Here is a 23,927-nt window from a genome sequence, read left to right as displayed (position 1 = left end):
CATTGCGGCCATGCCCAAAACATCCCCGAAGACCGCCGCCAAAGCCGACACCAAACCCGCTGCTGACAAGCCTGCTGCCAAACCGGTCGCGGCGAAGGTGGCCGGCAAGGGCGACCACATCTTCCTGGTCGACGGTTCCGGCTACATCTTCCGCGCCTATCACGCGCTGCCGCCACTGAACCGCAAGTCCGATGGCTTGCAGGTCAACGCCGTGCTCGGTTTCTGCAACATGCTGTGGAAGCTGTTGCGCGACATGCCCGCGGACAACCGCCCGACGCATCTGGCGATCGTGTTCGACAAGTCGGAAGTCACGTTCCGCAACAAGATCTATCCCGAGTACAAGGCGCACCGGCCGCCCGCGCCCGATGATCTGATCCCGCAATTCGCGCTGATCCGCGAAGCCGTGCGCGCCTTCGATTTGCCCTGCCTGGAACAGGGCGGCTTCGAGGCCGACGATTTGATCGCGACCTATGCGCGGCAGGCCAGCGATCGCGGCGCCCACACGACCATCGTGTCCTCCGACAAGGATCTGATGCAGCTCGTGAACGACAGGATCATGATGTACGACACCATGAAGGATCGCCGTATCGGCATTCCCGAGGTGATCGAGAAGTTCGGCGTGCCGCCGGAGAAAGTCGTCGAAGTGCAGGCGCTGGCCGGCGATTCCACCGACAACGTGCCCGGTGTGCCCGGCATCGGCATCAAGACCGCGGCGCAGCTGATCGTCGAATATGGCGACCTCGAACAGCTTCTGTTCCGCGCCACCGAGATCAAGCAGCCGAAGCGGCGCGAGGCGCTGATCGAGAATGCCGAGAAGGCGCGGATTTCGCGCAAGCTGGTGCTGCTCGACGACAAGGTCGAGCTCGAGGTGCCGCTGGACGACCTCGCGGTGCACGAGCCCGACGCGCGCAAGCTGATTGCCTTCCTGAAGGCGATGGAATTCACCACGCTGACGCGCCGCGTCGCCGACTATTCGCAGATCGATCCCGCCAATGTCGATGCCGATGCGTCGAACAGCAGCGGCGCCAGGGCCGGCGGCGACGCAGCCAAGGCAAGAACGTCAGAGACCTCCGGCGATCTTTTCGCCGCTCCAGCCGCGACCGCAACGGGCGGCGACAAGGGCGATAAGTCGGCCGGTCTCAAGGGCTCGCCGATTTCACTGGCCGCCGCGCGCGAAGAGGCGCTGCGCAAGCTGCCGGTCGACCGTGGCAAATACCAGGCGATCAAGACGCTCATGGAGCTCGACGCCTTCGTCGCGCGCATCCATGACGCCGGCTATGTCGCGATCGAGACGAGAGCCAACTCCATCGATCCGATGCAGGCCGATCTGTGCGGCATCGCGCTGGCGCTGGCGCCGAACGAGGCCTGCTACGTGCCGCTCGCGCACAAGCAGTCCGGTGGCGGCGCCGGTCTGTTCGACGCGGGCCTCGCGCCGGACCAGGTCAAGCATGCCGACGCGATCGAAGCACTGCGGCCGGTGCTGGAATCGGCGGGCATTCTCAAGATCGGCTTCGACGTCAAGTTCACCGCCGTGATGCTGGCGCAGCAAGGCATCACGCTGCGCAACGCCGACGATGCGCAGCTGATCTCCTATGTGCTCGATGCCGGCCGCGGCTCGCACGCGATCGAAGCGCTCGCGGAGCGCTGGTTCGGCCACGCCATGCTGAAGGAGAGCGAGCTGCTCGGCAGCGGCAAGGGCAAGATCACCTTCGACCAGGTGCCGATCGACAAGGCCGCACCGCTGTCGGCGGAAGGCGCCGACATGGCCTTGCGCGTGTGGCGCGTGCTGAAGCCGCGCCTCGTCGCCGAGCACATGACCGCCGTTTACGAGACGCTGGAGCGGCCGCTGGTGTCGGTGCTCGCGCGCATGGAGCGGCGCGGCATCTCGATCGACCGCCAGGTCTTGTCGCGGCTATCAGGCGACTTCGCCCAGACCGCGGCGCGCGTCGAAGCCGAGATCCAGGAGATCGCGGGCGAGCCCGTCAATGTCGGCAGCCCCAAGCAGATTGGCGACATCCTGTTCGGAAAGATGGGACTGTCCGGCGGCACCAAGACCAAGACTGGCGCGTGGTCGACGACCGCGCAGGTGCTCGACGAGCTTGCCGAGCAGGGCCACGACTTCCCGAAGAAGATCCTGGAGTGGCGCCAGGTTTCGAAACTGAAATCGACCTACACCGACGCGCTGCCGACCTACGTCAACCCGCAAACCCATCGCGTCCACACCACCTACGCGCTGGCCGCGACCACGACGGGCCGGCTGTCGTCGAACGAGCCGAATCTGCAGAACATCCCGGTGCGCACCGAGGACGGGCGAAAGATCCGCCGCGCCTTCATCGCGACACCGGGACATAAGCTCGTCTCCGCCGACTATTCGCAGATCGAGCTGCGGCTGCTCGCCGAGATCGCCGACATTCCCGTCCTCAAGCAGGCGTTCAAGGACGGGCTCGACATTCACGCGATGACGGCCTCCGAAATGTTCGGCGTGCCGATCGAGGGCATGCCGAGCGAAATCCGGCGCCGTGCCAAGGCGATCAATTTCGGCATCATTTACGGCATCTCGGCATTCGGCCTCGCCAACCAGCTCGGCATCGCGCGCGAGGAAGCCTCCGCCTACATCAAGAAGTATTTCGAGCGCTTCCCCGGCATCCGCGCCTACATGGACGAGACGCGCGACTTCTGCCGGAGCAACGGCTATGTCACCACGCTGTTCGGCCGGAAGATGTACTATCCCGACATCAAGGCTTCGAACGTCTCGGTGCGCGCCTTCAACGAGCGCGCCGCGATCAACGCGCGGCTCCAGGGCACCGCCGCCGACATCATCCGCCGCGCCATGACGCGGATGGAGGATGCCCTGGCCCAGACGAAGCTGTCGGCACAGATGCTGCTCCAGGTGCACGACGAACTGATTTTTGAGGTGCCTGACGCCGAGGTCGCGGCGACGCTGCCGGTGGTGCAGCACGTGATGCAGGACGCGCCGTTCCCGGCCGTGAACCTGTCGGTGCCGCTGCATGTCGATGCGCGCGCGGCGAAGAATTGGGACGAGGCGCATTGATCGCTTTTTCACCTCTCCCCGCTTGCGGGGAGAGGTCGGATCGCCCCCCGGCGATGCGAAGCATCGTCCGGCGCGATCCGGGTGAGGGGGTACAGGTCTATCGACGACCACCCGGTTGGAGAGAAGCCCCTCACCCCAACCCTCTCAGCGCGAGCGAAGCTCGTCGCGGCCCCGTAAGAACGGGGCGAGGGAGCGCACCGAGCGTTCGGCGGCAGATCGAATTGTCCTCCGTGCAATTGCGCGATGGCTCCGCCGCGCGGCGCATATTAGAACCGTGCCGTCCCCACACCGGTTCACCCATGCCCCACACCTCCGCCCTGCTCGGCTTCGCCCTCGTCTGCCTTGGTCTCGTGCTCACGCCGGGGCCGAACATGATCTATTTGATCTCGCGCTCGATCACGCAGGGACCGGCGGCGGGCATCGTCTCGCTCGGCGGGGTGGCACTCGGCTTCGTGTTCTACATGCTGTGCGCGGCGTTCGGCATCACCGCGCTCTTGCTTGCCATTCCCTTTGCCTATGACGCGCTGCGTTTCGCCGGCGCGGGCTATCTGCTCTGGCTCGCGTGGCAGGCGGTGAAGCCGGGCGGTCGTTCGCCGTTCCAGGTGAAGCAGCTTGCGATCGACAGCCCGCGCAAATTATTCGCGATGGGTTTTGTCACCAATCTGCTCAATCCGAAGATCGCGATGCTGTATCTGGCACTGCTGCCGCAGTTCATCGATCCCGCCGCCGGCAGCGTGCTGACGCAGTCGGTGGTATTGGGGGCGATCCAGATCGCGATCAGCGTCAGCGTCAACGCGATGATCGCGCTTGCCGCAGGGTCGATCGCACTGTTCCTGGCGAGCCGGCCGAGCTGGATGCTGGTGCAGCGCTGGCTGATGGGCACGGTGCTGGCCGGGCTTGCGGTGCGGATGGCGGTGGAAGCGAAGAAGGTGTGAGGCACACTGTCATGCCCCGGCTTGACCGGGGCATCCAGTACGCCGCGACCTCTCGGCTCAATCACCGCCGCCTCTGGAATACTGGATCGCCCGATCAAGTCGGGCGATGACACCGCCCAATCAATCCAGCTTCGCGTCCATGCCCCGCTTCACCGCAGGACGGGCCATCAGCGCCTCATACCAACGCTTGACGTTGGGAAAATCGGCCAGCTCAACCTTGTGGCGAGGGTGGCGCCAGGCCCAGCCCAGGATGGCAAAATCGGCAACCGAGAGGTCACCGGCGACGAAGTCGTGGGCCTCCAACCGGCGGTCCAGCACGCCGTAGAGCCGGCGCGTCTCCGCCATGTAGCGCTTCAGGCCATAGGCGCGATCCTGCTCGTTCTCGAGCGCGATGAAATGGTGCACCTGGCCGGGCATCGGGCCGAAGCCGCCCATCTGCCACATCAGCCATTCATAGACGGGGATGCGCTCCGAGAGCGATTTCGGCAGGAATTTGCCGGTCTTTTCGCCGAGATAGAGCAGGATCGCACCGGACTCGAAGATGCTGACGGGCTTGCCGTCCGGCCCCTCGGGGTCGACGATCGCGGGGATCTTGTTGTTGGGGCTGAGCTTCAGGAAGCCCGGCGCCATCTGCTCGCCCTTGGTGATGTTCACCGGGACCACCTTGTAAGGCAGCCCCATTTCTTCCAATGCGACCGAGATCTTGCGGCCGTTCGGCGTGTTCCAGGTGTGCAGCTCGATGGTCATTCAGGCATTTCCTTCCCCGAGATATCTGGCATCCAACTACTCCAGAAGGTTGCACCCCCACAACTGGCGGACCGGGATGGCCGATCCCTGTTGACTCGACCGGTCCCCTCTGGAATGTCGCGGCCGTCGCGGATAAATTCCGCCACCTCCAAAAAGCCCCGAGGGACCGCCGTGTCGAAATCTGCCTCCCGCGCCCGCCTGTTCGAAATCATCCGCCGGCGCTCCTTCGGCCGCGGTGACGTCACGCTCGCGTCGGGCCGTAAGAGCGATTTCTACTTCAACCTCAAGCCGACCATGCTCGACCCCGAGGGCGCGACGCTGCTCGCCGAGCTGACCTATGAGGCGCTGAAGGACGACCAGCTCGACTTCATCGGCGGACTCGAGATGGGTGCGGTGCCGCTGGCCGGCGCGCTGGCGCAGATCTCCTGGATCAAGGGCCATCCGATCGCGGCATTCTTCGTGCGCAAGAAGCCGAAGGAGCACGGTGCGAAGCTCGCGATCGAGGGCCTGCCCAAGGGCGAGACGCTCGAAGGCAAGCGCGTCGTGATCGTCGAGGACGTCACCACCACCGGCGGCTCGGCGATGAAGGCGGTGGAATCCGTACGCGAGACCGGCGCCGAAGTGGTGCTGGTGCTGACCATGGTCGACCGCGAGGAAGGCGCCACCGATACGTTTGGCGCGGCCGGCCTGCCGTTCCGCTCGCTGTACAAGGCGTCGGAGTTCCTGAAGGCTTAAGGCCGCGAGACAGTCCGTCCATGCCCGGGCGTTGCCCGGAAGCAACCATCCGCCGGAAGCTGTGCCCGGCCTTGAAGAGGTCACGGCCTCGACTTGAAATCGCCTCCGCTCAACTGCTCATTTACCATCCAGCACTATGGTGAATCATGTGCCGAGACCTCGGAAGGTTCCGGCCGGTTCAGTAGCGTCGGAGTGAGCATTGCGTACAGCCTTGTCCCATGCGCGTCGCGCGATGCTTGTGGCCGCCAGCCTGGCGGCCCCGCTGCTTGCGGCTCCAGCCCCGGCTTCGGCCGAAGGCCTGTTCGACTTCTTCTTCGGCGGAATGCAGCGGCCCCGGCCGCAGCGTGAGGTTCCTCAGCAGTCGAACTCCTTTGCCGATCCCTTCGCCAGCCAGCAGAATCCCGCAAACCCGCAATATGTGCCCCCGACACGCGCGGCGGCGGCCGGCGGCTCCGGCCCGGCCTTCTGCGTGCGCACCTGCGACGGCAAATATTTTCCGCTGATGCGCGGCCTCGCCTCGCCCGCTCAGATGTGTCAGGCGTTCTGTCCTGCCACCACGACAAAGGTCTATTTCGGCTCTTCGATCGACGGCGCCGCTTCGCAGACCGGCGAGCGCTACGCCGACAGCGAAAACGCGTTCGCCTATCGCAAGGCGCTGCGTGCCGACTGCACCTGCAACGGCCGCGAGCCGGTCGGCCTCGCCCCGGTCGATCTCGCGCTGGATTCCTCGCTGAAAGCCGGCGACGTGATCGCGACCAGCGACGGCCTCGTCGCCTATACCGGCATCCGCGTCGGCAATGACCAGGCTGCGGACTTCACGCCGGTTGCCTCCTACCCCGGCCTCACCGCGCAGGTCCGCGCGCGGCTCGGCGAGATGAAGGTGGCCCCGGTGCGCGCGGAGACGGTCGCGGCGGATGCGCCGGCCTCAGTCGAGATCGTGCGCGAGGCGCTGCCTGACGTGACGGTGCCGAAGACCCCAGCACAGAAGCCGGCGAAGCGGGCGGGGCTGGACTAAGCCCCAACTGAATCAAAGTCGTCATTGCGAGCGCAGCGAAGCAATCCAGTCTGTCACCGCGAACAGATTATGGATTGCTTCGCTACGCTCGCAGTGACGGAGAGTGCTGCGTCATCTCCCGATGATCACCCCGATCACGTTCGGGGCCGCCAGATATTTCTCCTCGATCGCCGCGCGCGCGGCGGCGCGGTTTTCCTGAGTCAGCAGGCCGCGCTTCTCGGCCAGGATCATCCAGCAGAAGCCCCACCAGTCGGTGAGCATGCCCGCCTCGCCGATGAGATCGTAACCCTGCTCGGCTGCGAAGATGCGCGCATGCGCTTCGTCCAGCGTGTCGAGGAACAGATGATCCTCGGTCGAGAACAGATCGTCGCTGACGTCGTCGATGGTGTAGCCCCAGATCGACTGGCACACCGCGTTGAACTCGCGATCGAACTGGTCGTCATCGACCGCGTAGCGCCGCGCGGCCTGATGCAGCCGCGACAGCGAGCGCGCGAAATCGGCGATCCGGGTGAGGGCAAATTGATCGAAGGCGATGGTGGACATGTAGTCCTCGCAAAGTCTGACGGACGCTAGATATTGTGTCGGCAACGCGCCGAATCACAATGATATATCAAAGACTTGCTAAAGTGTTCTTAATTTGTTCCGGAACAGGGGACAAAGTCCGGCTGGCGGAATCGAAAGGGGTCGCCTCGCAGCGACCCCTTTGCCGGTTGCAATCGTGTTCGGGATGAAATCCAGCCCCGGCAATTGGCAAGTTAGAGGTACCTATGAACTTAGGCGATTCCGGATAAGTACTGGACGTAGTCCTGTCCTATTTTCCGTTGGCGGGCCCGATGGATCCGGTTGGCACGAGGCCGGGATCTCAACAACAGCGCGAGGCCGCAATGGCGTGGACGCGGCGGTCACCGAGCAGATGGGCGACAAAGCCATTGCTGGGAAAGATCTTTGCGAACGCGGCATCGCGGATGCTGAGACCGCCGGCATAGGCGCCGAAGGCGGGCATCACGGCGCGCATCCCATCGCTGGCGAAGCAGCGGCGTTCCATCGAGCGGCCGCGTGCGGAGACGCGCGCCTTCGGATGCAGATGTCCGGCGATCTCGCCGCGCGCACCTGTTGGCTCATGGCGGAAGGTGATCGGGCCGATCGCGACTTCGTCGGCGACGGTCCCGCCGAGATCGCGCGGCAGCATGGGGTCGTGATTGCCCGAGATCCAGATCCAGTCGCGGCCGGTCTGGAGTGCGGCAACAGCATCGCGATCGTCGGACGACAACCGCTCATGCGCGGTTCGGTCGTGAAAGCTGTCGCCGAGCGCGATGACCGTTCGGGGATTATGGCGGGAGATGACAGCAGCGAGACGGCTCAGCGTTGCCAACGTATCGTAAGGCGGCAGCAGCACACCGCGCGTGGCGAAGCTGGACCCTTTTTCCAGATGCAGATCGGAGACGACGAGCAGGCGCTGCTCTTCCCAGAACAGCGCACCGGAGAGATCGGTTGCGAACGACACACTGGCGATATCCAGTGCAAGCGTTGAAGTGATCGATAGTGCCACTTGCTCCGTCATGCCCGGGCTCGTCCCGACCATCCACGTTCTTGCCGCGGAAGCAAAGACGTGGATGCCCGGGTCAAGCCCGGGCATGACGATGTGGATGGAGTTGCGCGCACCACTGGTAAAATTCTCTACGACATCGCCTCTTTGACCAGCTCGTCGGCGGCTTCGGCCAACAGCTCGTCACCAGCTTCGCCATAGACTGACTCGCGGCCGATTTCCAGCATCACGGGGACGGCGAGCGGCGAGACGTGATCGAGTTCCCGATGCGTGATACGGCCCTGGATGCGGGCAAGCATGGCGCCGAGACGGCGCAGGTCGAGCAGGCCGGTAGCGGCATCAGCACGGGCGGCGCGCAGCAACACGTGATCGGCCTGGTGCTTGCGCAGGACGTCGTAGACGAGATCGGTCGAGAACAGCACCTGGCGGCGGCTCTTGTCCTCGCTGGTGAAGCGCCGCTCGATCAGGCCGGAGATCAGCGCGCAATTGCGGAAGGTGCGCTTCATCAGCGCGGATTCCGCGAGCCAGGCTTCGAGATCGTCCCCGAGCATGTCCGGGTTGAACAGCGCGTCGAGATCGAGCTGGCCGTTGCGGATCATGAAGGAGGCATCGCCAAGCCCCCAGATCGCCACCGCATATTCATTGGCGACGAAGCCGAGCGGCCGGGCGCGCATCCGCTCCAGCCGCCGCGTCAGCAGCATGCCCAGCGTCTGGTGCGCGAGCCGGCCCTCGAAGGGATAGCAAATGAGATAATGCTTGTTGCCGCGTGGAAAGGTCTCGACCAGCAGCTCGCGCACGCCGGGCACACGTGAGACGTCTTTCTGCAACGACAGCCAGTCGCGCACCTGCTCAGGCAGACCGTTCCATGCACGGCGGTCGTCGAGCAGGCGCCGCACGCGCTCGGCAAGATAGGTCGAGAGCGGAAATTTGCCGCCCATATAGGACGGCACTTTCGGGTCTTTGTCGTTGGCGCGGGAGACATAGACCTGATCCTCGGCCAACGCCTCATAGCGCACGACTTCGCCGCCGAACACAAAGGTGTCGCCGGCGGTCAGGCCCTCGATAAAATATTCCTCGATTTCGCCGAGCACGCGGCCGCCGCGCGCGATGGCGCCGGTCGAGCCGCTGCCGGTGGAGCGCCCACGAACGAGCCGCACCTTCAGCATCGGCTCCTCGACGATGGTGCCGACATTGAGACGATAGCTCTGCCGCACCTTTGGATTGGCAACGCGCCAGCGCCCCTGCTTGTCCTGCTTGATGCGGGCGAAGCGTTCATAGGTCTTCAGCGCGTAGCCGCCGGTGGCAACGAAATCGACGACGTCGTCGAAATCCTGCCGGGCGAGATCTGAGTAAGGCGCGGCCGTGAGCACCTCGCCGTAGAGATCATCGCTCAGAAACGGCTCGCCGCAGGCGCGGCCGAGCACGTGCTGGGCCAGCACGTCGAGTGCGCCGGTGCGCAAGGGTGGCGTATCCTGCGCATTCTCGGCGATCGCATCGATCGCGGCGCGGCACTCCAGCACCTCGAACCGGTTGGCCGGCACCAGCACCGCGCGCGAGGCTTCGTCGAGACGGTGATTGGCGCGGCCGATCCGCTGCATCAGGCGCGAGGCGCCCTTGGGCGCGCCGATATTGACGACGAGATCGACATCGCCCCAGTCGACGCCGAGGTCGAGCGAGGAGGTGCAGACCACGCCGCGCAATCTGCCCGCCGACATCGCGTCCTCGACCTTGCGGCGCTGGGCGACGTCGAGCGAGCCGTGATGCAGCGCGATCGCGAGGTTGTCGTCGTTCATGCTCCAGAGATTCTGGAACAGCATCTCGGCCTGGCTGCGGGTGTTGACGAAGACGAGCGTGGTCTTGTTCGCCTTGATCAGCTCGTAGATTTCGGGAAGCGCGTGGCGCGCGCTGTGGCCTGCCCAGGGCAGGCGTTCGCGGGTATCCAGCATCTCGACCAGCGGCGGCGCGGCACCGCCGGCGACGACAATGTCGGCGGCCGCCTCCTTCCCGCCGGGCTGCGGCACCAGGAAACGCGCAAGCTGGTCCGGCTCGGCCACGGTCGCCGACAGGCCGATCGCGCGCAGCTGCGGCGCCAGCCGCCAGAGCCGCGCCAGACCGAGCGAAAGCAGATCGCCGCGCTTGGACGTCACCAGCGCGTGGAGCTCGTCGAGCACGATGCGCTTCAAGGAGGAGAACAGGAACGGCGCGTCGTCGGAGGAGAGCAGCAGCGCGACCTGCTCAGGCGTCGTCAGCAGGATATCGGGCGGATAGCGCCGCTGGCGCTGCCGCCGCGACACCGGCGTGTCGCCGGTGCGGGTCTCGACCTTGATCGGCAGCCCCATCTCCGCAATCGGCCGCTCGAGATTGCGGGCGATATCGACGGCGAGCGCTTTCAGCGGCGAGATGTAGAGCGTGTGCAGGCCATCGCTGCGGCGAACATCGCGGCCGGTGGAGACGAGGCTTTGCTTCGCGCCTGCGTCCCGTCCGACCGGCTGCGTCGAGAGCTCCACCAGCGTCGGCAGAAATCCCGCCAGCGTCTTGCCCGCGCCGGTGGGCGCGACCAGCAGTGCGGAACGATCCTCGCGCGCCTTGTCCAGCAGCGCGAGCTGATGTTCACGCGGCGACCAGCCGCGGGCCGCGAACCACGCCTGGAAGCGGTCGGGCAGCAGCGTGGCCGGCTCGGCCGGGATTTTGAGGATGCGGGGCGGCACGGCATCACAGGTAAGCCGTGGGGGTGGGTTCGTCGAGGGGGTGGGAGGCCCCGTAGGGTGGGCAAAGCGAAGCGTGCCCACCATTCGCCCCGAGCACCGGGAGAGATGGTGGGCACGGCGCGAGTGCGCCTTTGCCCACCCTACGGCACCCTGCCCGCACCTACTCCGACATCGGCTTGTCGGAGATGTCCCAGTCCTTGCCGCTGAAGGTGGAGATGAAGAGCGTCTTCATCGGCGTGTAGTCCTCGGGCGTGTAGCTGTAGGTGACGCCGTCGAGGAAATAGGGCGAGTGGAAGCCTGCGAGCGTGGACGCCTGCTTCAGCACGTTGGCGCGGGTGAGGTCGTCGCCGCAGCGGCGCAGGATCTCGCCCATGGTGACGGCCTGGCCGTAACCGGCAAAGGCGATGGTGTTGTCCTGATCGATCGCCGGCGTGTACTTCTTGCGCAATTCCTCGAACGCCATCACGTCCGGATCCTTCTCCCATTTGGGCAGGCCGACTTCCTTGTTGTAGCGGATGGCGACGATGCCGGCGGCGTTCTCGAGGCCTGCTGCGTTGAGGATCGAACGACCGGTCGAACCGGCTGACAACAATTGCAGCGGCTTCCAGCCGAGCTCGGCCACTTTGCGGATCGACTGCGACGACGCCTTGCCGGTGGAAATGTTGTAGAAGACGTCGGCGCCCGATTTCGAGAGATTGATGAGCTGGGAATCGACGGTCGGATCGGTCAGATCGTAGGTCTGCTCCATGATCACCTGCGCGGTGCCCCCGGCATCCGCCAGCACCTTCTTGAACGGACCGAGGAAGTCACGGCCGAAATCGTCGTTCTGGTAGAGAATGCCGACCTTGGCATTCGGCTTCACGCTGAGGACGTGCCGCGCCAAGATGCGCGCTTCGGTCGGATAGAGCGGCAGGCCCGCCATCGTCCATTTGAACTCTTTCGGATTGTTCCACTTGGACGCGCCGGTGTTGAGCAGCAGTTGCGGCACGCCCTTGGAATTGAGATATTTGTGCACGGAGGTCTGCGGCGCGGTGCCGAGCGAGCCGTAGAGCGCGAGCACCTCTTCCTGCTCGACCAGACGCCGCGTCGCCTCGACGCATTTCGGCGCGCTGTAGGCGTCGTCCATGGTGAGGAACTTGACCTTGCGTCCGTTGATGCCGCCCTTCTCGTTCAGCATCTGGAAATAGGCCTCGCCGATGCGCCCCAACACCCCATAGAGCGAGCCGGGACCGGAATGCGGCACGGTCTGTCCGATCTTGATCTCGGTGTCGCTGGCGCCCGCATCGTATTTCTTCTCCGCGGCCCAGACATACGGCGCAGGCAAGGTGGATGCAGCGACGGTGGCGAGCGCGCCGGCGCTGAAATCGCGCCGCGTTGGATTTTTGGTCATTTTTGTTTCTCCCTAGCGCCCGCATTGTGCTGGCATCGCAGCGCGGGTCGCAAGTGGGAAGTCGCCGCTTTGCGACGCAATGACGCTTAAATCGCGGGGTTTTTAGCGCCTAAACTCAAGTTTTCTCGGCGACGACGACGAGGCCGCGCACCGGCTCGTTGTTCTCGATGCGTGGCGATGCCGGCTCCAATGTCAGCAGCTTGAGCCCGGCCTTCGCCATCGCGTCACGCACATATTCCGCCGAATGGGCATAGCGCAGGCCTTCACCGAGCACGATGCCGCTGCCGTCATGCGTCTCCAGCGTGAAAGCGAGCACGCCGCCGGATACGAGCACGCGCTGCGCTTCCGTGAGCACCGGCGCGAGATCGGAGAGATAGACGAACGCATCTGCGGCGACGACGAGGTTCGCGCTCGTATCGCCCTTGGTGCGCAGGCCTTCGATCATGTCGGCGACCTCGAGCTCGGCATAGAGCTCGGTGGCGCGCGCCTCCTTGATCATGCCGGTCGACAGATCGATGCCGATGAAATGATCGACCTGCTTGGCGAAGGCGGCGGCGGCGAGCCCGGTGCCGCAACCGAGATCGATGGCGTGCTTGAACAAGGCCGGCTTCTTGTCGGCGACGCGCGCGGCCACCACCGCCTTGAAGATCAGCGACGGTGCGCGATAGTCGAGATCGTTGATCAGCGTGTGCTCGAAGCGCGGCGCATATTGATCGAAGAGGGCCTGCACATAGGCCTTGGGCATCTCCGCCATCTGCGCGTCACCGAGCCGCATCAGATGCAGGCCGGCGCCGTGCTGGTCCTCGGGGTCGCAGTCGCATGCCTTCCGGAACGCCGCAATCGCCTTGTCGCGCTCGCCGAGTTGCTGGCGGATCTCGCCGAGCGTGAACCAAGCCGAGGTGAAGTCAGGCGCGAGCTCGATCGCCTGCTCGATGAGGTCGGCGGCGGCGGGCAGATCGCCCTTGAGCTGGAGGTCGCGCGCGAACTCGAAACGGCGGTCGGCCATGAGATCGCCGGAGGAGTGGAACAGGCGCAGGGGCATAGGAACTCGGCTCGTCATTGCCGGGCTCGACCCGGCAATCCATCAAAAAGGGAACTGTTTAAGAGGATGGAGGCGCGGGTCCCGCCTCCGCCAATTGGCTTCGGCGGGCTTTTACACCGCCGGGCCGGCGAAGCCTAGCGGAGACGGCAAGCCCGCGCATGACGGGTTCATTTGGGGTGGCCGCTCCCTATATGATGCAGATGCGTCCGCAAGACATCCTGCTGCCAACTGCTGACGGCCTGTGCTGCAAGCCCGGCAACTTCCACATCGACCCTGTCCGCCCGGTCGAGCGGGCCGTGATCACCCACGGCCATTCCGACCACGCCCGCGCCGGCCATGGCGCGGTGCTGGCGACGCAGGAAACGCTGGACATGATGCGGCTGCGCTACGGCGAGAACTTTGCCGGCTCGACGCAAGCGATCCGCTATGGCGAGGAGATCCGGCTCGGCAACGTCCGTGTGAGGTTTCACCCGGCCGGTCATGTGCTGGGCTCGGCGCAGATCGCGGTGACCTGCAAGGACACCTGCATCGTCGCCTCCGGCGACTACAAGGATGCGCCCGACCCGACCTGCACGCCGTTCGAGCTCGTGCCCTGCGACGTCTTCATCACTGAAGCCACCTTTGGCCTGCCGGTGTTTCGCCATGGCGATGCCGCCAACGAGGTGAGGAAGCTGCTGGCCTCCGTTGCATTGTTTCCCGAACGCGCGCATCTCGTCGGCGCCTATTCGCTCGGCAAGGCGCAGCGCGTGATCGCGCTGTTGCGACAGGCCGGCTATGACGCACCGATCTACCTGCATGGCGCAATGGAGAAGATCACCGAGTACTATCAGAGCCGCGGGATCAATCTCGGCGAGCTCAAGCCGGTGCTGGGCGTAAAGAAGGCGGCGCTCGCCGGCACCATCACGCTGGCGCCGCCGTCGGCCACCTCGGACCTCTGGACGCGGCGCTTTCCCGACCCCGTCACCGCCTTTGCCTCGGGGTGGATGCGGGTGCGTGCCCGCGCACGACAGCGCGGCATCGAGCTGCCGCTGGTGATCTCCGACCACGCCGATTGGGACGGCCTCACCAAGACCATCGCCGCGACCGGCGCCGGCGAGATCTGGGTGACGCACGGCCAGGAAGACGCGCTGGTGCATTGGTGCAAGTCGCAAGGTCTTCGCGCGCGGCCGCTCGATCTCGTCGGCTATGGCGACGAGGAGGAGAGCGAGACGCCGCTTCAAGATGAGGCCGAAGCATGAACCGCTTCGCCGAACTGCTGGACCGCCTCGCCTACGAGCCCGGCCGCAACAACAAGCTGCGGCTGATCACCGGCTATTTCCGCGAGGTCGGCGATCCCGACCGCGGCTACGCGCTGGCCGCGCTGACCGGCGCGCTGAGCTTCAAGCATGCCAAGCCCGCGCTGATCCGCGATCTGATCGCGGCGCGTACGGATGAGGTGCTGTTCGGGTTGTCCTACGATTACGTTGGCGATCTCTCGGAGACCGTGGCGCTGATGTGGCCGCGGCGCAGCGCAAACAACGAAGAGTCTTTTCCGGGCCACCCCTCTCCCCAACCCTCCCCCGCAAGGGGGGAGGGAGCGCAGTTGCGCGCGGGGCGACAGACGAGCTCGACCGCTGATAGCGATTCAGCGAGTGATGGACGCACCACTCTCACCGTTCCCTCCCCCCTTGCGGGGGAGGGTCAGGGAGAGGGGTACCGCGGGCGGGATGCCAGCGATGCGCTCCACCCAGGCAACCACAACAACCCACCACCCCCAACCCTCACGGACGTCGTCACCACGCTGCGCACGCTCGGCAAGACCGAGCTGCCAAAGCAGCTCGAACGCTGGCTCGACGAGCTCGACGAGACCGGGCGCTGGGCGCTCTTGAAGCTCGTCACCGGCGCGCTGCGCATCGGCATCTCCGCGCGGCTGGCGAAGACCGCGGCCGCTGCGCTCGGCGACAAGGACCCGCATGAGGTCGAGCTGATCTGGCCGGGGCTCAGCCCTCCCTATCTCGACCTGTTCGCCTGGCTGGAAGGCCGCGGCGAAAAGCCGGTCAATCGCGATCCCGCGCCGTTCCGGCCGGTGATGCTCGCGCACGCGATCGAGGACACGGATTTCGCCGCGCTCGATCCCGCCGACTACATCGCCGAATGGAAATGGGACGGCATCCGCGTGCAGGCGGTGGCTGGCCGCGATGAGCGCGGACAGATCACGGCGCGGCTCTATTCGCGCACCGGCGAGGACATCACGGGGAGCTTTCCGGATCTCGTGCCGTCGCTGCGGCTCGCAGGCGCAATCGACGGCGAGCTTCTGATCCTGCGCGAAGGCCGCGTGCAGAGTTTCAATGTTCTGCAACAGCGCCTCAACCGCAAGGTCGTTTCGCCGAAGCTGATCAAGGAATTTCCGATCCATTTGCGCGCCTACGATCTGCTCGGCGACGACGAGAACGATCTGCGCGAGCTGCCCTTCGCGGAGCGGCGCGAACGGCTGGAGACGTTCATCGGCAAGCTCGACGATCCCCGCATCGACCTGTCGCCCACCGTGCCCTTCGCAAGCTGGCAGGCGCTGACCGCGGCGCGCGCCGATCCCGCGCGTGCCGGCGCGGGCGAAGATGCCGATGCCGTCGAAGGCGTCATGCTAAAGCGGCGCGATGCGCCTTACCTGCCGGGGCGGCCAAAAGGCCAGTGGTGGAAGTGGAAGCGCGATCCGCACATCATCGACGCCGTGCTGATGTATGCGCAGCGCGGCCACGGCAAGCGCTCGTCCTACTACTCCGACTACACGTTCGGCGTCTGGACCGAGGGCGAAGCCGGCGACGAGCTGGTGCCGGTCGGAAAGGCCTATTTCGGCTTCACCGACGAGGAGCTCTTGCAGATCGACCGTTTCGTCCGTCGCAACACCACCGAGAAATTCGGCCCCGTGCGCCACGTCGTGCACGAGCGCGACAAGGGGCTGGTGCTGGAGGTGGCGTTCGAGGGGCTGCAGCGTTCCCCGCGGCACAAATCCGGCGTCGCCATGCGCTTTCCCCGCATCAGCCGGCTGCGCTGGGACAAGCCGCCGCGCGAGGCCGACCGGCTGGAAACGCTGGAAAAGATGCTGAAGGCTGACGAATCCCTACCAACAATTAAGGTTGCGGCGTCCGCCGACAGCCATTGACGGGGGAATGCGGGTTCCCCATGTGCCCCGCCGTGACCTATAATGGGGTCGAATCCCCGCGAGGAGTTTGAGATGGTCCAAGACGTCAGAGATTTGCCGGCCGGCCGCAGCGATGGGCTGAACCGCTTTCTCGGCGGCTCGCCGCTGGCGGTCGCGTTTCGCCTGGTCCTGCTCTCGATCCTGGTCGGCGTCGTGCTCGCCGCGATCGGCTTCGATCCCTGGAATATCATCTACAGCATCCGCTTGCTGTTCCAGCGCCTCTGGGATCTCGGCTTCGACGCGGTGAACTGGCTGTGGCGCTACTTCCTGCTCGGCGCGGTCATCGTGATTCCGATCTGGCTGCTCTCGCGCGTCTTCGGCGCGCCGCGCAACAGGTAAGGATTTGGGAGCCCGCAGCCGATGCAATTGCGCTTTGTCGGCTGCGGCGACGCCTTCGGCTCGGGCGGCAGGCTCAACACCTGCTTCCACGTCTCGGGGCGCGCGGCCAACTTCCTGATCGATTGCGGCGCGTCGGCGCTGCCGGCGCTCAAGCGACTCGAGATCGACTGCAACGAGATCGACCTCATTCTCATCACGCATTTCCACGGCGACCATTTTGCCGGGCTGCCGTTTGTCCTGCTCGATGCGCAATTCTCGCGGCGGACCCGGCCGCTGACGATCGCGGGCCCGCAAGGCCTCGAGACACGGCTCGGCCAAGTGATGGAGGCGCTGTTCGAGCACTCCTCGAAGACCAGGCGGCGCTTCGAGCTGAACCTCATCGAACTCGCGCCCGGGCGAAGCCAAACCTTTGGCGGGGTGAATGTGACGCCCTACCCGGTGGTGCACGGCGAATCCGGCGGGCCGCATCTGGCCTACCGCGTCGAGGTTGAAGGCCGCACGCTCGCCTACAGCGCCGATACCGAATGGACGGAGGCGCTCATTCCGCTGGCGCATGGCGCGGACCTTTTCATTGCGGAAGCCTATATGTACGAGAAGGTGGTCAAGAACCATCTCAGCCTGAAGACCTTGGAACAGCACCTCCCCGCCATCTGCGCCAAGCGGCTTGTCCTCACCCATATGAGCGACGACGTGCTGTCGCGCCTGGACGACGTACCGCATCTCGCCGCCGAAGACGGCATGGTGGTCGTGTTCTGACATGCACGCGCCCGTTCATCCCAGGATCGGCTCTCGCCAGGTCTTCACCATCGCCGGTCCCGCGATGGTCGCGAACCTCACCACGCCGCTGATCGGCGTAGTCTCGACCACCGCGATCGGGCGGCTCGACGATGCCGCGCTGCTTGGCGGTGTCGCGATGGCCTCCGTCATCTTCGACTGCCTGTTCTGGCTATTCGGCTTCCTGCGCATGAGCACACTCGCCTTCACGGCGCAGGCGATGGGCGCGGGCGAGACGCGCGAGCAGACCGTGATCCTGGTGCGCGGCTTCATCGTCGCGGGCCTGATCGGCGCCGCGCTGATCGTGCTGCAACTGCCGCTGGCCGCCGGGCTGTTCGACCTGATGGGCGGCAGCGAAGGCGTCACGCGCGCGGCAAAGACCTATTTCATGATCCGGATCTGGTCGTCGCCGTTCGCCTTCGCCAACTACGTCATTCTCGGCTGGCTGGTGGGGCAGGCGCGCGCCAATCCGGCGCTGCTGCTGCAGGTCGTCATCAACCTCATCAACATGGCGGCGACGATCTTGCTGGTGCTGGTCTACGACACCGGCATCGCGGGCGCGGCGATCGCCGCACTGATCTCGGAGACGATTGGCTTCGTGCTCGGCGTGATCGTCTGCCGGCGCTATGCGGATGGCGGCTTTGCGGTGCCCCTTGCCACGCTGCTCGACCGGGCAAAACTGATGCGGCTGCTGGCGGTGAACTCCGACATCATGATCCGCACCGCGGCGCTGATCGCCGTGTTCCTGTTCTTCACCGCCAAGGGCGCGCGCGCCGGTGATGTCACGCTGGCGGCGAATTCCGTGCTGAACAATTTCCTGCTGGTCAGCGCGTTCTTCCTCGACGGTCTTGCGAACGCAGCCCAGCAGCTCTGCGGGCGCACGTTTGGCGCACGCGATGCCAGGGGCTTTGCGGACTCGACGCGGCTGGTGCTGCTGTGGGGCCTCGGCTTCGCACTGGTCGTCGCGGTGCTGTTCGCGCTGTTCGGGCCGAACCTGGTCAATGTCATGACCGCAAGCGAGGACGTCCGCCGCGCCGCGCGCGAATTCCTGCCGTTCATCGTGCTTGCGCCGATCCCCGGCGTGTTCGCCTTCGGCTTCGACGGCATCTATGTCGGCGCGACCTGGGCGCGCGAGATGCGCAATCTGATGCTGTTATCGTTCACGATCTTTCTCGGCGCCTGGTGGGCGCTGCAATCGTTCGGCAATGCCGGGCTGTGGAGCGCGCTGATCGCGTTCTACGTCGCTCGCGGCGGTTTGCAGGGCGCGCGCTATCCGGCGCTGTATCGGGTGACGTTTCCGAAATCGTAGATTCGTAGCCCGGATGGAGCGCAGCGAAATCCGGGGTCTTCGTGCTCGCGGAAAGATTCCCGGATTGCGCTGCGCTCCATCCGGGCTACTGGACGGTGGCTACATCCCCGGCCAGTCTTCCGCGGTCAGTGTCGCCGCATCGGCGCCGACGATCTCTGACAGCGAATCCCGCCCTGTCCGCAGCAGCGTCGAGGTGAGATCACGCTTGATCTCGTCGACCAGGCCGAGGCCCTTGTAGACCAGCGACGAATAGAGCTGGATCAGGCTCGCGCCGGCGCGGATCTTCGTCAGCGCGGCTCCGCCGGAATCGACGCCGCCGACGCCGATCAAGGGGAACGCGCCCTCGACGCGCACATAGGTCTCCGCGACCATGCGCGTCGACAGGCGGAACAGCGGCCGGCCGGACAGACCACCCTGCTCCTTGGCGCGCATTTCCTCGCGCAGCGTGCTCGGCCGCGCGATCGTCGTGTTCGCCACGATCATGCCGTCGACCCGGCGCGAGCGCGCCACCTGCACGACGTCGTCGAGCTGGGCGAGGCTCAAATCAGGCGCGATCTTGAGCAGCGCCGGCGTGTCGCCGGCCTTCTGGCGCACCCGCTCGCGCGCGTCGATCACCCTGGCGAGGAGATCGTCCAGCAGCGCACCTTCCTGCAAATTGCGCAGACCCGGCGTGTTCGGCGAGGAGACGTTGACGGTGAAATAGCTCGCGACCGGCGCAAAGGTCTCGATCAGCTTGACGTAATCGCCAACGCGATCCGGCGAATCCTTGTTGGCGCCGACATTGACCCCGATGATGCCGCCGTGCTGCGCACGCGCCGCGAGCCTGCGCAGCGCGACTTCAGCGCCGTCATTGTTGAAGCCCATGCGGTTGATCACGGCCTCGTCGCGCTCCAGACGAAACAGCCGCGGCCGCGGATTGCCGCTTTGCGGCTTCGGCGTCACCGAACCGATCTCGACGAAGCCGAAGCCGAGCCGCAGCAGCGCATCCGGCACCTCGGCGCTCTTGTCGAAGCCCGCGGCCATGCCGATCGGATTGGGGAAGTTGAGCCCGAAGGCACGCACGGCGAGCTTGGGATCGTCAGGCCGCGGCTTGACCGGCGGCAGGAAGCGCAGGCCCTGGATCGCGAGGCGATGCGCATCCTCCGGATCGAGCCAGCGCAGCACCGGCAGCGAAAAGGCGTCGAAGGCGCGGATCACGGGATAAGCTCCGGAACGTCGTGGCCGCCATCGGAGCGCATGTTGAGGTTCATCACCGACAGCACCGCGCCGAGATCGAGCTCGCCATAGAGGTGCGGAAACAGCTCGTCATTGCGCGAGCGCTCCCAGCGCAATGCGCTGCCGAGCGCGTCGCCGTCGACCTCGACCAGGAACAGCGCGCGCTGCCCGAAATAGTGCTTGCGCAAGGTCTCGGGAACCTGGGGCGCGGTCGAGAAATGGATGAAACCGTCGCGCGAATCGTCCGCGCTGCCCCGGTAGACACCCTGCCGTTCCGCCTCGCGCCAGGCCGAGGCCGGACAGATTTTGTAGATCTTGACCACCGCTCACGCAGCCCTGTTTGCTCTTTGAGTCTTTTGGGTTTTTTCGTCTCGTGCGGGTCCTCAAAACCCGGGCGCGACCGTAATGGCCGCCCCCTCCGAACTCAAGGCTTAGAGCCATTTCCGTTCCGATGAAATCGGAACGGGGCTTTAAATTCTTGTTTTGACGCGTTTTCTTGACGCGAACCGGTATCCGCTTCGCTTGAAAATGCTTCTCCCGCCACCCCTTGCGCGAAAAACGGAAAACCGGTTGATTTGAGGACAGTTTTCCTGAGTTGCGACGGGCTGGACCTTCCATGGTCAGACAGGCCAAAGCGCAGAGGATACTGACTCACGACCAGATCTGGGGAGCGCTGGATCGGCTGGCGGAGCGTGCCGGCCTGTCGCCGTCCGGCCTCGCCAAGCGGGCCGGGCTCGATCCCACCACCTTCAACAAGTCCAAGCGCGTCACCCCCGACGGGCGCGAGCGCTGGCCATCCACCGAATCGATCGCGAAAGCGCTGGCGGCGGCCGGCTCCTCGATGGACACCTTTGCCGGGTTGACCGGTGACGACGCCAGCGATGGCCGCTCGGTGCCGCTGCTCGGCCTCGCACTAGCCGGCGCGAGCGGAGCTTTCGACGAGTCCGGCTTTCCATCCGGCAAGGGCTGGACCGAACTTGCGCTTCCCACCGCCGAGGACAGTCGCGCCTTTGCGCTGGAGATTTCCGGCGATGCGCTTGCCCCGGCCTATCGCGACGGCGACGTCATCCTGATCTCTCCCCGCGCGCCGATCCGCAGAGGCGATCGCGTGGTGGTGAAGACCAAGGCGGGCGAGGTGACGGTCGCGACGCTGAAGCGCCGCACGGCAAAGGCACTGGAATTGCAGCCGCTCGATGCATCGCAGGCCGAGCATACGATGGCGCCGAGCGACGTCGGCTGGATCGCGCGAATCGTGTGGGCGAGCCAGTGATTGCGTCGTAACCGCACCATGACGCCGGCCGCGCCGCTTCTCGCCCCGGCGACCTTGCGACTCACCATCCCTCTCGCATAGGTTGCGGCCGATTTTGCCGATCAAATTCATCGCAGGGGGATATGATGAATCGCCGTCACGCATTGAAGGCCCTGGCGGGTCTCGCACTCTGTCCGCTGTGCAAGCCGGCCTTTGCCGCCGAAGGCACGCATTGGAGCTACGAGGGCGCCGGCGGCCCGGCCAAATGGGGCGATCTCGACGCGGCCAACAAGGCCTGCGCGGTTGGCTTGCAGCAATCGCCGATCGACATCGAGGGGACGATCAAGTCGCAATTGCCTGTTCTGAAGCTGAACTGGGGCAAGAGCGCCGACACCATCGTCAACAACGGGCACACGATCCAGCTCAACTTCGCCGAAGGCAGCACGCTCACGCTCGGCGACGTCAAATACAAGCTGCTCCAGGTGCATTTCCACCGGCCGAGCGAACACATGATCGGCGGCAAGAACTTTCCGATGGAAGCGCACTTCGTGCATCGCAACGATGCCGGCGGGCTCGCCGTGGTCGGCGTGCTGATGGCGGAAGGCAAGCCGAACACGGCCTTCGGCAAGATCGTAAAGACCATGCCCGCGGCGGAAGGCCCCGCGGTGAAAGCCGACGCGGCCATCGATCCCCACGCCATGCTGCCGCACAGGCTGAGCTACTTCCGCTACTCCGGTTCGCTGACGACCCCGCCCTGTTCGGAGGTCGTCGAATGGCTGCTGCTGACCGACCCGATCCAGGTGTCAGCCACCGACGTCGCTGCGTTCGCAAAGCTCTATCCGATGAACGCACGCCCGGTGCAGAAGGACAACCGGCGCTTCGTGCTGCGCTCGATCTGAGGCGCGCTTCAAATCTGTAGCCCGGATGAGCGTAGCGACATCCGGGCTACGGCATCTACTACGCGCTTCGCGCCAGCGCACCGTCGATCATGTTCACCGCGTTCTGCACGCCGTAGACCGCGACGAAGGAGCCGAAGCGCGGGCCCTTCTCTTGGCCGAGCAGCACCTGGTAGAGCATGTTGAACCAGTCGAGCGTCACGCCCGGGCGGCCGTCCTTGCCCTTCTTGACCTGGTCGAGGAACGGCTCGCGGCGGCCGATCTCGTAGACGACGTTCTGGATGTCCTCGGCCGAGGATTCCTGCGGAAGCTGCGACAGCGCATCGCGCAGATCCTGCAACGCGGCGCGCTCAACCTCGGTCGGCTCGCGGAACTGCTTCGTCGGCGCCACGAAGTCACGATAGTAGTTGATGGCATAGCCGACCATCGCATCGAGCTTCGGATGCGTCTGCGGGCTGACGCCGGGACGATAGCGACCGATGAAGCCCCACAGCGTCTCGGCATTCTCCGCATTCGACGACGACACCAGCGTCAAGAGGAGCTGGAACGTGACGGGCATGTCGCCCTTCGGCGGATGGCCGTTGTGGATGTGCCAGACCGGATTGCCGAGCTGCTGCTTGCCATCCTGCTTCGCAAAGCCGTCGATGAACTGCTGGTAGTCGTCGACATTGCGCGGGATGACATCGAAATACAGCCGCTTGGCCGCCTTCGGCTCGCGATACATGAACAGCGACAGCGATTCCGGCGAGGCGTAGCGCAGCCATTCGTCGATGGTGAGACCATTGCCCTTCGACTTCGAGATCTTCTGGCCCTTGTCGTCGAGGAAAAGCTCGTAGTTGAAGCCTTCGGGCGGCGTGGCGCCGAGCGCCTTGGCGATCGCGCCTGACAGCTTCACGGAGTCGATCAGGTCCTTGCCGGCCATCTCGTAGTCGACGCCGAGCGCGACCCAGCGCATCGCCCAGTCGGCCTTCCACTGGCACTTGACGTTGCCGCCCGTCACCGGCGTCTCGACTTCCTGGTTGGTATCGGGATCGACATAGGTCACCGTGCCGGCCGCGACGTCGCGGCGGATCATCGGGACCTGAAGCACGACACCGGTGGTCTTGCTGATCGGCAGGAACGGCGAATAGGTCGCGCGGCGATCGGGGCCGAGCGTTGGCAGGATGATCGCCATCACCTTGTCGTAGGCGGCGAGCATCTTCAGCAACGTCGCGTCGAAGCGACCGGACGTGTAGTAGTCGGTCGAGCTCGCGAACTCATAGTCGAAGCCGAAATGATCGAGGAACGCGCGCAGACGAGCGTTGTTATGGTGTCCGAACGACGGATACTCGTTGGAGAACGGATCCGGCACCCGCGTCAGCGGCTTGCCGAGATGCGCGGCCAGCATCTCCTTGTTGGGGACGTTGTCGGGCACTTTCCGAAACCCGTCCATGTCGTCGGAGAAGGCGAGCAGGCGCGTCTTGATCTTGTCCTCGGTCAGCACGCGGAAGGCATGGCGCACCATCGAGGTGCGCGCGACCTCACCGAACGTGCCGATATGCGGCAGGCCGGACGGGCCGTAACCGGTCTCGAACAGCACCTCGTCCTTCGGGCTTTTCTTCAGCCGCGCGACAATGGCCTTCGCCTGCTCGAACGGCCAGGCGTTGGATTGTTCGGCGAGCGCACGCAGGTCGCTCGGGTTCGCGGCAAGATCGATGACAGACATTCAGGGGCCTCCGGGCCGCGGAAAATAGCGATTTCCGGGCAGAATGCAAAAGTAGCAGCGCCTTTATCGTGGAATCGTAGGGTGGGCAAAGC

General features: G+C 65.2%; 20 protein-coding genes. 11 read left to right on the top strand and 9 right to left on the bottom strand.

Features of this window, described 5'->3' with window-relative positions:
• Window positions 1-10 precede the first annotated feature (10 nt).
• Together polA and ABIB95_RS14175 are read left to right on the top strand one after the other, a co-directional pair.
• Window positions 11-3,052, top strand: a complete 3,042-nt coding sequence (polA, locus tag ABIB95_RS14180) for a DNA polymerase I (protein WP_354240096.1) — start codon at window positions 11-13, stop codon at window positions 3,050-3,052.
• 299 nt (window positions 3,053-3,351) lie between these two features.
• Window positions 3,352-3,987, top strand: coding sequence for a LysE family translocator (locus ABIB95_RS14175; RefSeq protein ID WP_354240094.1), 636 nt, complete (start codon window positions 3,352-3,354; stop codon window positions 3,985-3,987).
• Window positions 3,988-4,107: 120 nt separating this feature from the next.
• Here ABIB95_RS14175 and ABIB95_RS14170 read toward each other — a convergent pair whose 3' ends face one another.
• A complete protein-coding gene (locus tag ABIB95_RS14170; RefSeq protein WP_039154700.1) occupies window positions 4,108-4,734 on the bottom strand; it encodes a glutathione S-transferase family protein in 627 nt (208 codons plus the stop codon).
• A gap of 171 nt (window positions 4,735-4,905) precedes the next feature.
• On the opposite strand from ABIB95_RS14170, the gene pyrE reads away from it, so the two are divergent.
• Window positions 4,906-5,469, top strand: a complete 564-nt coding sequence (pyrE, locus tag ABIB95_RS14165; RefSeq protein WP_014491354.1) for an orotate phosphoribosyltransferase — start codon at window positions 4,906-4,908, stop codon at window positions 5,467-5,469.
• 232 nt (window positions 5,470-5,701) lie between these two features.
• A complete protein-coding gene (locus ABIB95_RS14160; RefSeq protein WP_071909165.1) occupies window positions 5,702-6,484 on the top strand; it encodes a DUF2865 domain-containing protein in 783 nt (260 codons plus the stop codon).
• Window positions 6,485-6,595: 111 nt separating this feature from the next.
• Here the strand turns inward: ABIB95_RS14160 and ABIB95_RS14155 are convergent, their stop codons facing one another.
• From ABIB95_RS14155 to ABIB95_RS14135, 5 genes are all read right to left on the bottom strand, one after another.
• Window positions 6,596-7,027: a hypothetical protein gene (locus ABIB95_RS14155; protein ID WP_014491352.1), complete on the bottom strand. Its 432-nt coding sequence runs from the start codon at window positions 7,025-7,027 to the stop codon at window positions 6,596-6,598.
• A gap of 319 nt (window positions 7,028-7,346) precedes the next feature.
• Window positions 7,347-8,045: a ligase-associated DNA damage response endonuclease PdeM gene (gene pdeM / locus ABIB95_RS14150; RefSeq protein ID WP_354240092.1), complete on the bottom strand. Its 699-nt coding sequence runs from the start codon at window positions 8,043-8,045 to the stop codon at window positions 7,347-7,349.
• A gap of 116 nt (window positions 8,046-8,161) precedes the next feature.
• A complete protein-coding gene (locus ABIB95_RS14145) occupies window positions 8,162-10,738 on the bottom strand; it encodes a ligase-associated DNA damage response DEXH box helicase (protein ID WP_354240090.1) in 2,577 nt (858 codons plus the stop codon).
• Between the two features lie 160 nt (window positions 10,739-10,898).
• Window positions 10,899-12,128, bottom strand: coding sequence for an ABC transporter substrate-binding protein (locus ABIB95_RS14140; RefSeq protein ID WP_354240088.1), 1,230 nt, complete (start codon window positions 12,126-12,128; stop codon window positions 10,899-10,901).
• A 115-nt stretch (window positions 12,129-12,243) separates the two neighbouring features.
• The gene (locus ABIB95_RS14135; RefSeq protein ID WP_354240086.1) at window positions 12,244-13,170 is read right to left on the bottom strand and encodes a class I SAM-dependent DNA methyltransferase; all 927 of its coding nucleotides are present in this window, start codon (window positions 13,168-13,170) and stop codon (window positions 12,244-12,246) included.
• Between the two features lie 200 nt (window positions 13,171-13,370).
• On the opposite strand from ABIB95_RS14135, the gene ABIB95_RS14130 reads away from it, so the two are divergent.
• From ABIB95_RS14130 to ABIB95_RS14110, 5 genes are all read left to right on the top strand, one after another.
• A complete protein-coding gene (locus ABIB95_RS14130) occupies window positions 13,371-14,408 on the top strand; it encodes a ligase-associated DNA damage response exonuclease (protein ID WP_354240263.1) in 1,038 nt (345 codons plus the stop codon).
• On the top strand, window positions 14,405-16,309 hold the full coding sequence (locus tag ABIB95_RS14125; RefSeq protein ID WP_354240084.1) for a cisplatin damage response ATP-dependent DNA ligase: 1,905 nt from the start codon (window positions 14,405-14,407) through the stop codon (window positions 16,307-16,309). Before ABIB95_RS14130 ends, ABIB95_RS14125 begins: the two co-directional genes overlap by 4 nt.
• A gap of 72 nt (window positions 16,310-16,381) precedes the next feature.
• Window positions 16,382-16,687 carry a DUF6460 domain-containing protein gene (locus tag ABIB95_RS14120; protein ID WP_014491345.1) on the top strand — a complete coding sequence of 102 codons (306 nt, stop codon included), beginning with the start codon at window positions 16,382-16,384 and terminating at the stop codon, window positions 16,685-16,687.
• Between the two features lie 21 nt (window positions 16,688-16,708).
• Window positions 16,709-17,443 carry an MBL fold metallo-hydrolase gene (locus ABIB95_RS14115; protein WP_354240081.1) on the top strand — a complete coding sequence of 245 codons (735 nt, stop codon included), beginning with the start codon at window positions 16,709-16,711 and terminating at the stop codon, window positions 17,441-17,443.
• A gap of 1 nt (window position 17,444) precedes the next feature.
• Window positions 17,445-18,770, top strand: a complete 1,326-nt coding sequence (locus ABIB95_RS14110; protein ID WP_354240079.1) for an MATE family efflux transporter — start codon at window positions 17,445-17,447, stop codon at window positions 18,768-18,770.
• Window positions 18,771-18,869: 99 nt separating this feature from the next.
• Here ABIB95_RS14110 and ABIB95_RS14105 read toward each other — a convergent pair whose 3' ends face one another.
• A complete protein-coding gene (locus ABIB95_RS14105) occupies window positions 18,870-19,967 on the bottom strand; it encodes a quinone-dependent dihydroorotate dehydrogenase (protein ID WP_354240077.1) in 1,098 nt (365 codons plus the stop codon).
• A complete protein-coding gene (locus ABIB95_RS14100) occupies window positions 19,964-20,308 on the bottom strand; it encodes a DUF952 domain-containing protein (RefSeq protein WP_354240075.1) in 345 nt (114 codons plus the stop codon). The genes ABIB95_RS14105 and ABIB95_RS14100 overlap by 4 nt, the downstream gene beginning before the upstream one ends.
• Window positions 20,309-20,601: 293 nt before the next feature.
• Here ABIB95_RS14100 and ABIB95_RS14095 point away from each other — a divergent pair, with 293 nt between their 5' ends.
• Both ABIB95_RS14095 and ABIB95_RS14090 read left to right on the top strand, forming a co-directional pair.
• Entirely contained in the window at window positions 20,602-21,255 is a 654-nt protein-coding gene (locus ABIB95_RS14095) for a S24 family peptidase (RefSeq protein WP_071909156.1), read from the top strand.
• 125 nt (window positions 21,256-21,380) lie between these two features.
• Window positions 21,381-22,133, top strand: a complete 753-nt coding sequence (locus tag ABIB95_RS14090; protein WP_063985922.1) for a carbonic anhydrase — start codon at window positions 21,381-21,383, stop codon at window positions 22,131-22,133.
• 58 nt (window positions 22,134-22,191) lie between these two features.
• Here the strand turns inward: ABIB95_RS14090 and ABIB95_RS14085 are convergent, their stop codons facing one another.
• Window positions 22,192-23,835 (bottom strand): lysine--tRNA ligase, encoded by a 1,644-nt coding sequence (locus tag ABIB95_RS14085; RefSeq protein WP_354181798.1) that lies wholly within the window; start codon window positions 23,833-23,835, stop codon window positions 22,192-22,194.
• Window positions 23,836-23,927 lie beyond the last annotated feature (92 nt).

This window comes from Bradyrhizobium sp. LA2.1, assembly GCF_040547725.1.
Classification (GTDB): domain Bacteria; phylum Pseudomonadota; class Alphaproteobacteria; order Rhizobiales; family Xanthobacteraceae; genus Bradyrhizobium; species Bradyrhizobium barranii.
This window is presented reverse-complemented; position numbering and strand designations above follow the sequence as displayed.

Excerpts from the sequence above, each read along its gene's own strand:
- ABIB95_RS14110 (WP_354240079.1), top strand. The coding sequence starts at position 17,445 with ATGCACGCGCCCGTTCATCCCAGGATCGGCTCTCGCCAGGTCTTCACC.
- ABIB95_RS14130 (WP_354240263.1), top strand. The coding sequence starts at position 13,371 with ATGCGTCCGCAAGACATCCTGCTGCCAACTGCTGACGGCCTGTGCTGC.
- pdeM (WP_354240092.1), bottom strand. The coding sequence starts at position 8,045 with ATGACGGAGCAAGTGGCACTATCGATCACTTCAACGCTTGCACTGGAT.
- polA (WP_354240096.1), top strand. The coding sequence starts at position 11 with ATGCCCAAAACATCCCCGAAGACCGCCGCCAAAGCCGACACCAAACCC.
- ABIB95_RS14155 (WP_014491352.1), bottom strand. The coding sequence starts at position 7,027 with ATGTCCACCATCGCCTTCGATCAATTTGCCCTCACCCGGATCGCCGAT.
- ABIB95_RS14120 (WP_014491345.1), top strand. The coding sequence starts at position 16,382 with ATGGTCCAAGACGTCAGAGATTTGCCGGCCGGCCGCAGCGATGGGCTG.
- ABIB95_RS14115 (WP_354240081.1), top strand. The coding sequence starts at position 16,709 with ATGCAATTGCGCTTTGTCGGCTGCGGCGACGCCTTCGGCTCGGGCGGC.
- ABIB95_RS14140 (WP_354240088.1), bottom strand. The coding sequence starts at position 12,128 with ATGACCAAAAATCCAACGCGGCGCGATTTCAGCGCCGGCGCGCTCGCC.
- ABIB95_RS14090 (WP_063985922.1), top strand. The coding sequence starts at position 21,381 with ATGAATCGCCGTCACGCATTGAAGGCCCTGGCGGGTCTCGCACTCTGT.
- ABIB95_RS14135 (WP_354240086.1), bottom strand. The coding sequence starts at position 13,170 with ATGCCCCTGCGCCTGTTCCACTCCTCCGGCGATCTCATGGCCGACCGC.
- ABIB95_RS14125 (WP_354240084.1), top strand. The coding sequence starts at position 14,405 with ATGAACCGCTTCGCCGAACTGCTGGACCGCCTCGCCTACGAGCCCGGC.
- ABIB95_RS14170 (WP_039154700.1), bottom strand. The coding sequence starts at position 4,734 with ATGACCATCGAGCTGCACACCTGGAACACGCCGAACGGCCGCAAGATC.
- ABIB95_RS14085 (WP_354181798.1), bottom strand. The coding sequence starts at position 23,835 with ATGTCTGTCATCGATCTTGCCGCGAACCCGAGCGACCTGCGTGCGCTC.
- ABIB95_RS14175 (WP_354240094.1), top strand. The coding sequence starts at position 3,352 with ATGCCCCACACCTCCGCCCTGCTCGGCTTCGCCCTCGTCTGCCTTGGT.
- ABIB95_RS14095 (WP_071909156.1), top strand. The coding sequence starts at position 20,602 with ATGGTCAGACAGGCCAAAGCGCAGAGGATACTGACTCACGACCAGATC.
- ABIB95_RS14160 (WP_071909165.1), top strand. The coding sequence starts at position 5,702 with ATGCTTGTGGCCGCCAGCCTGGCGGCCCCGCTGCTTGCGGCTCCAGCC.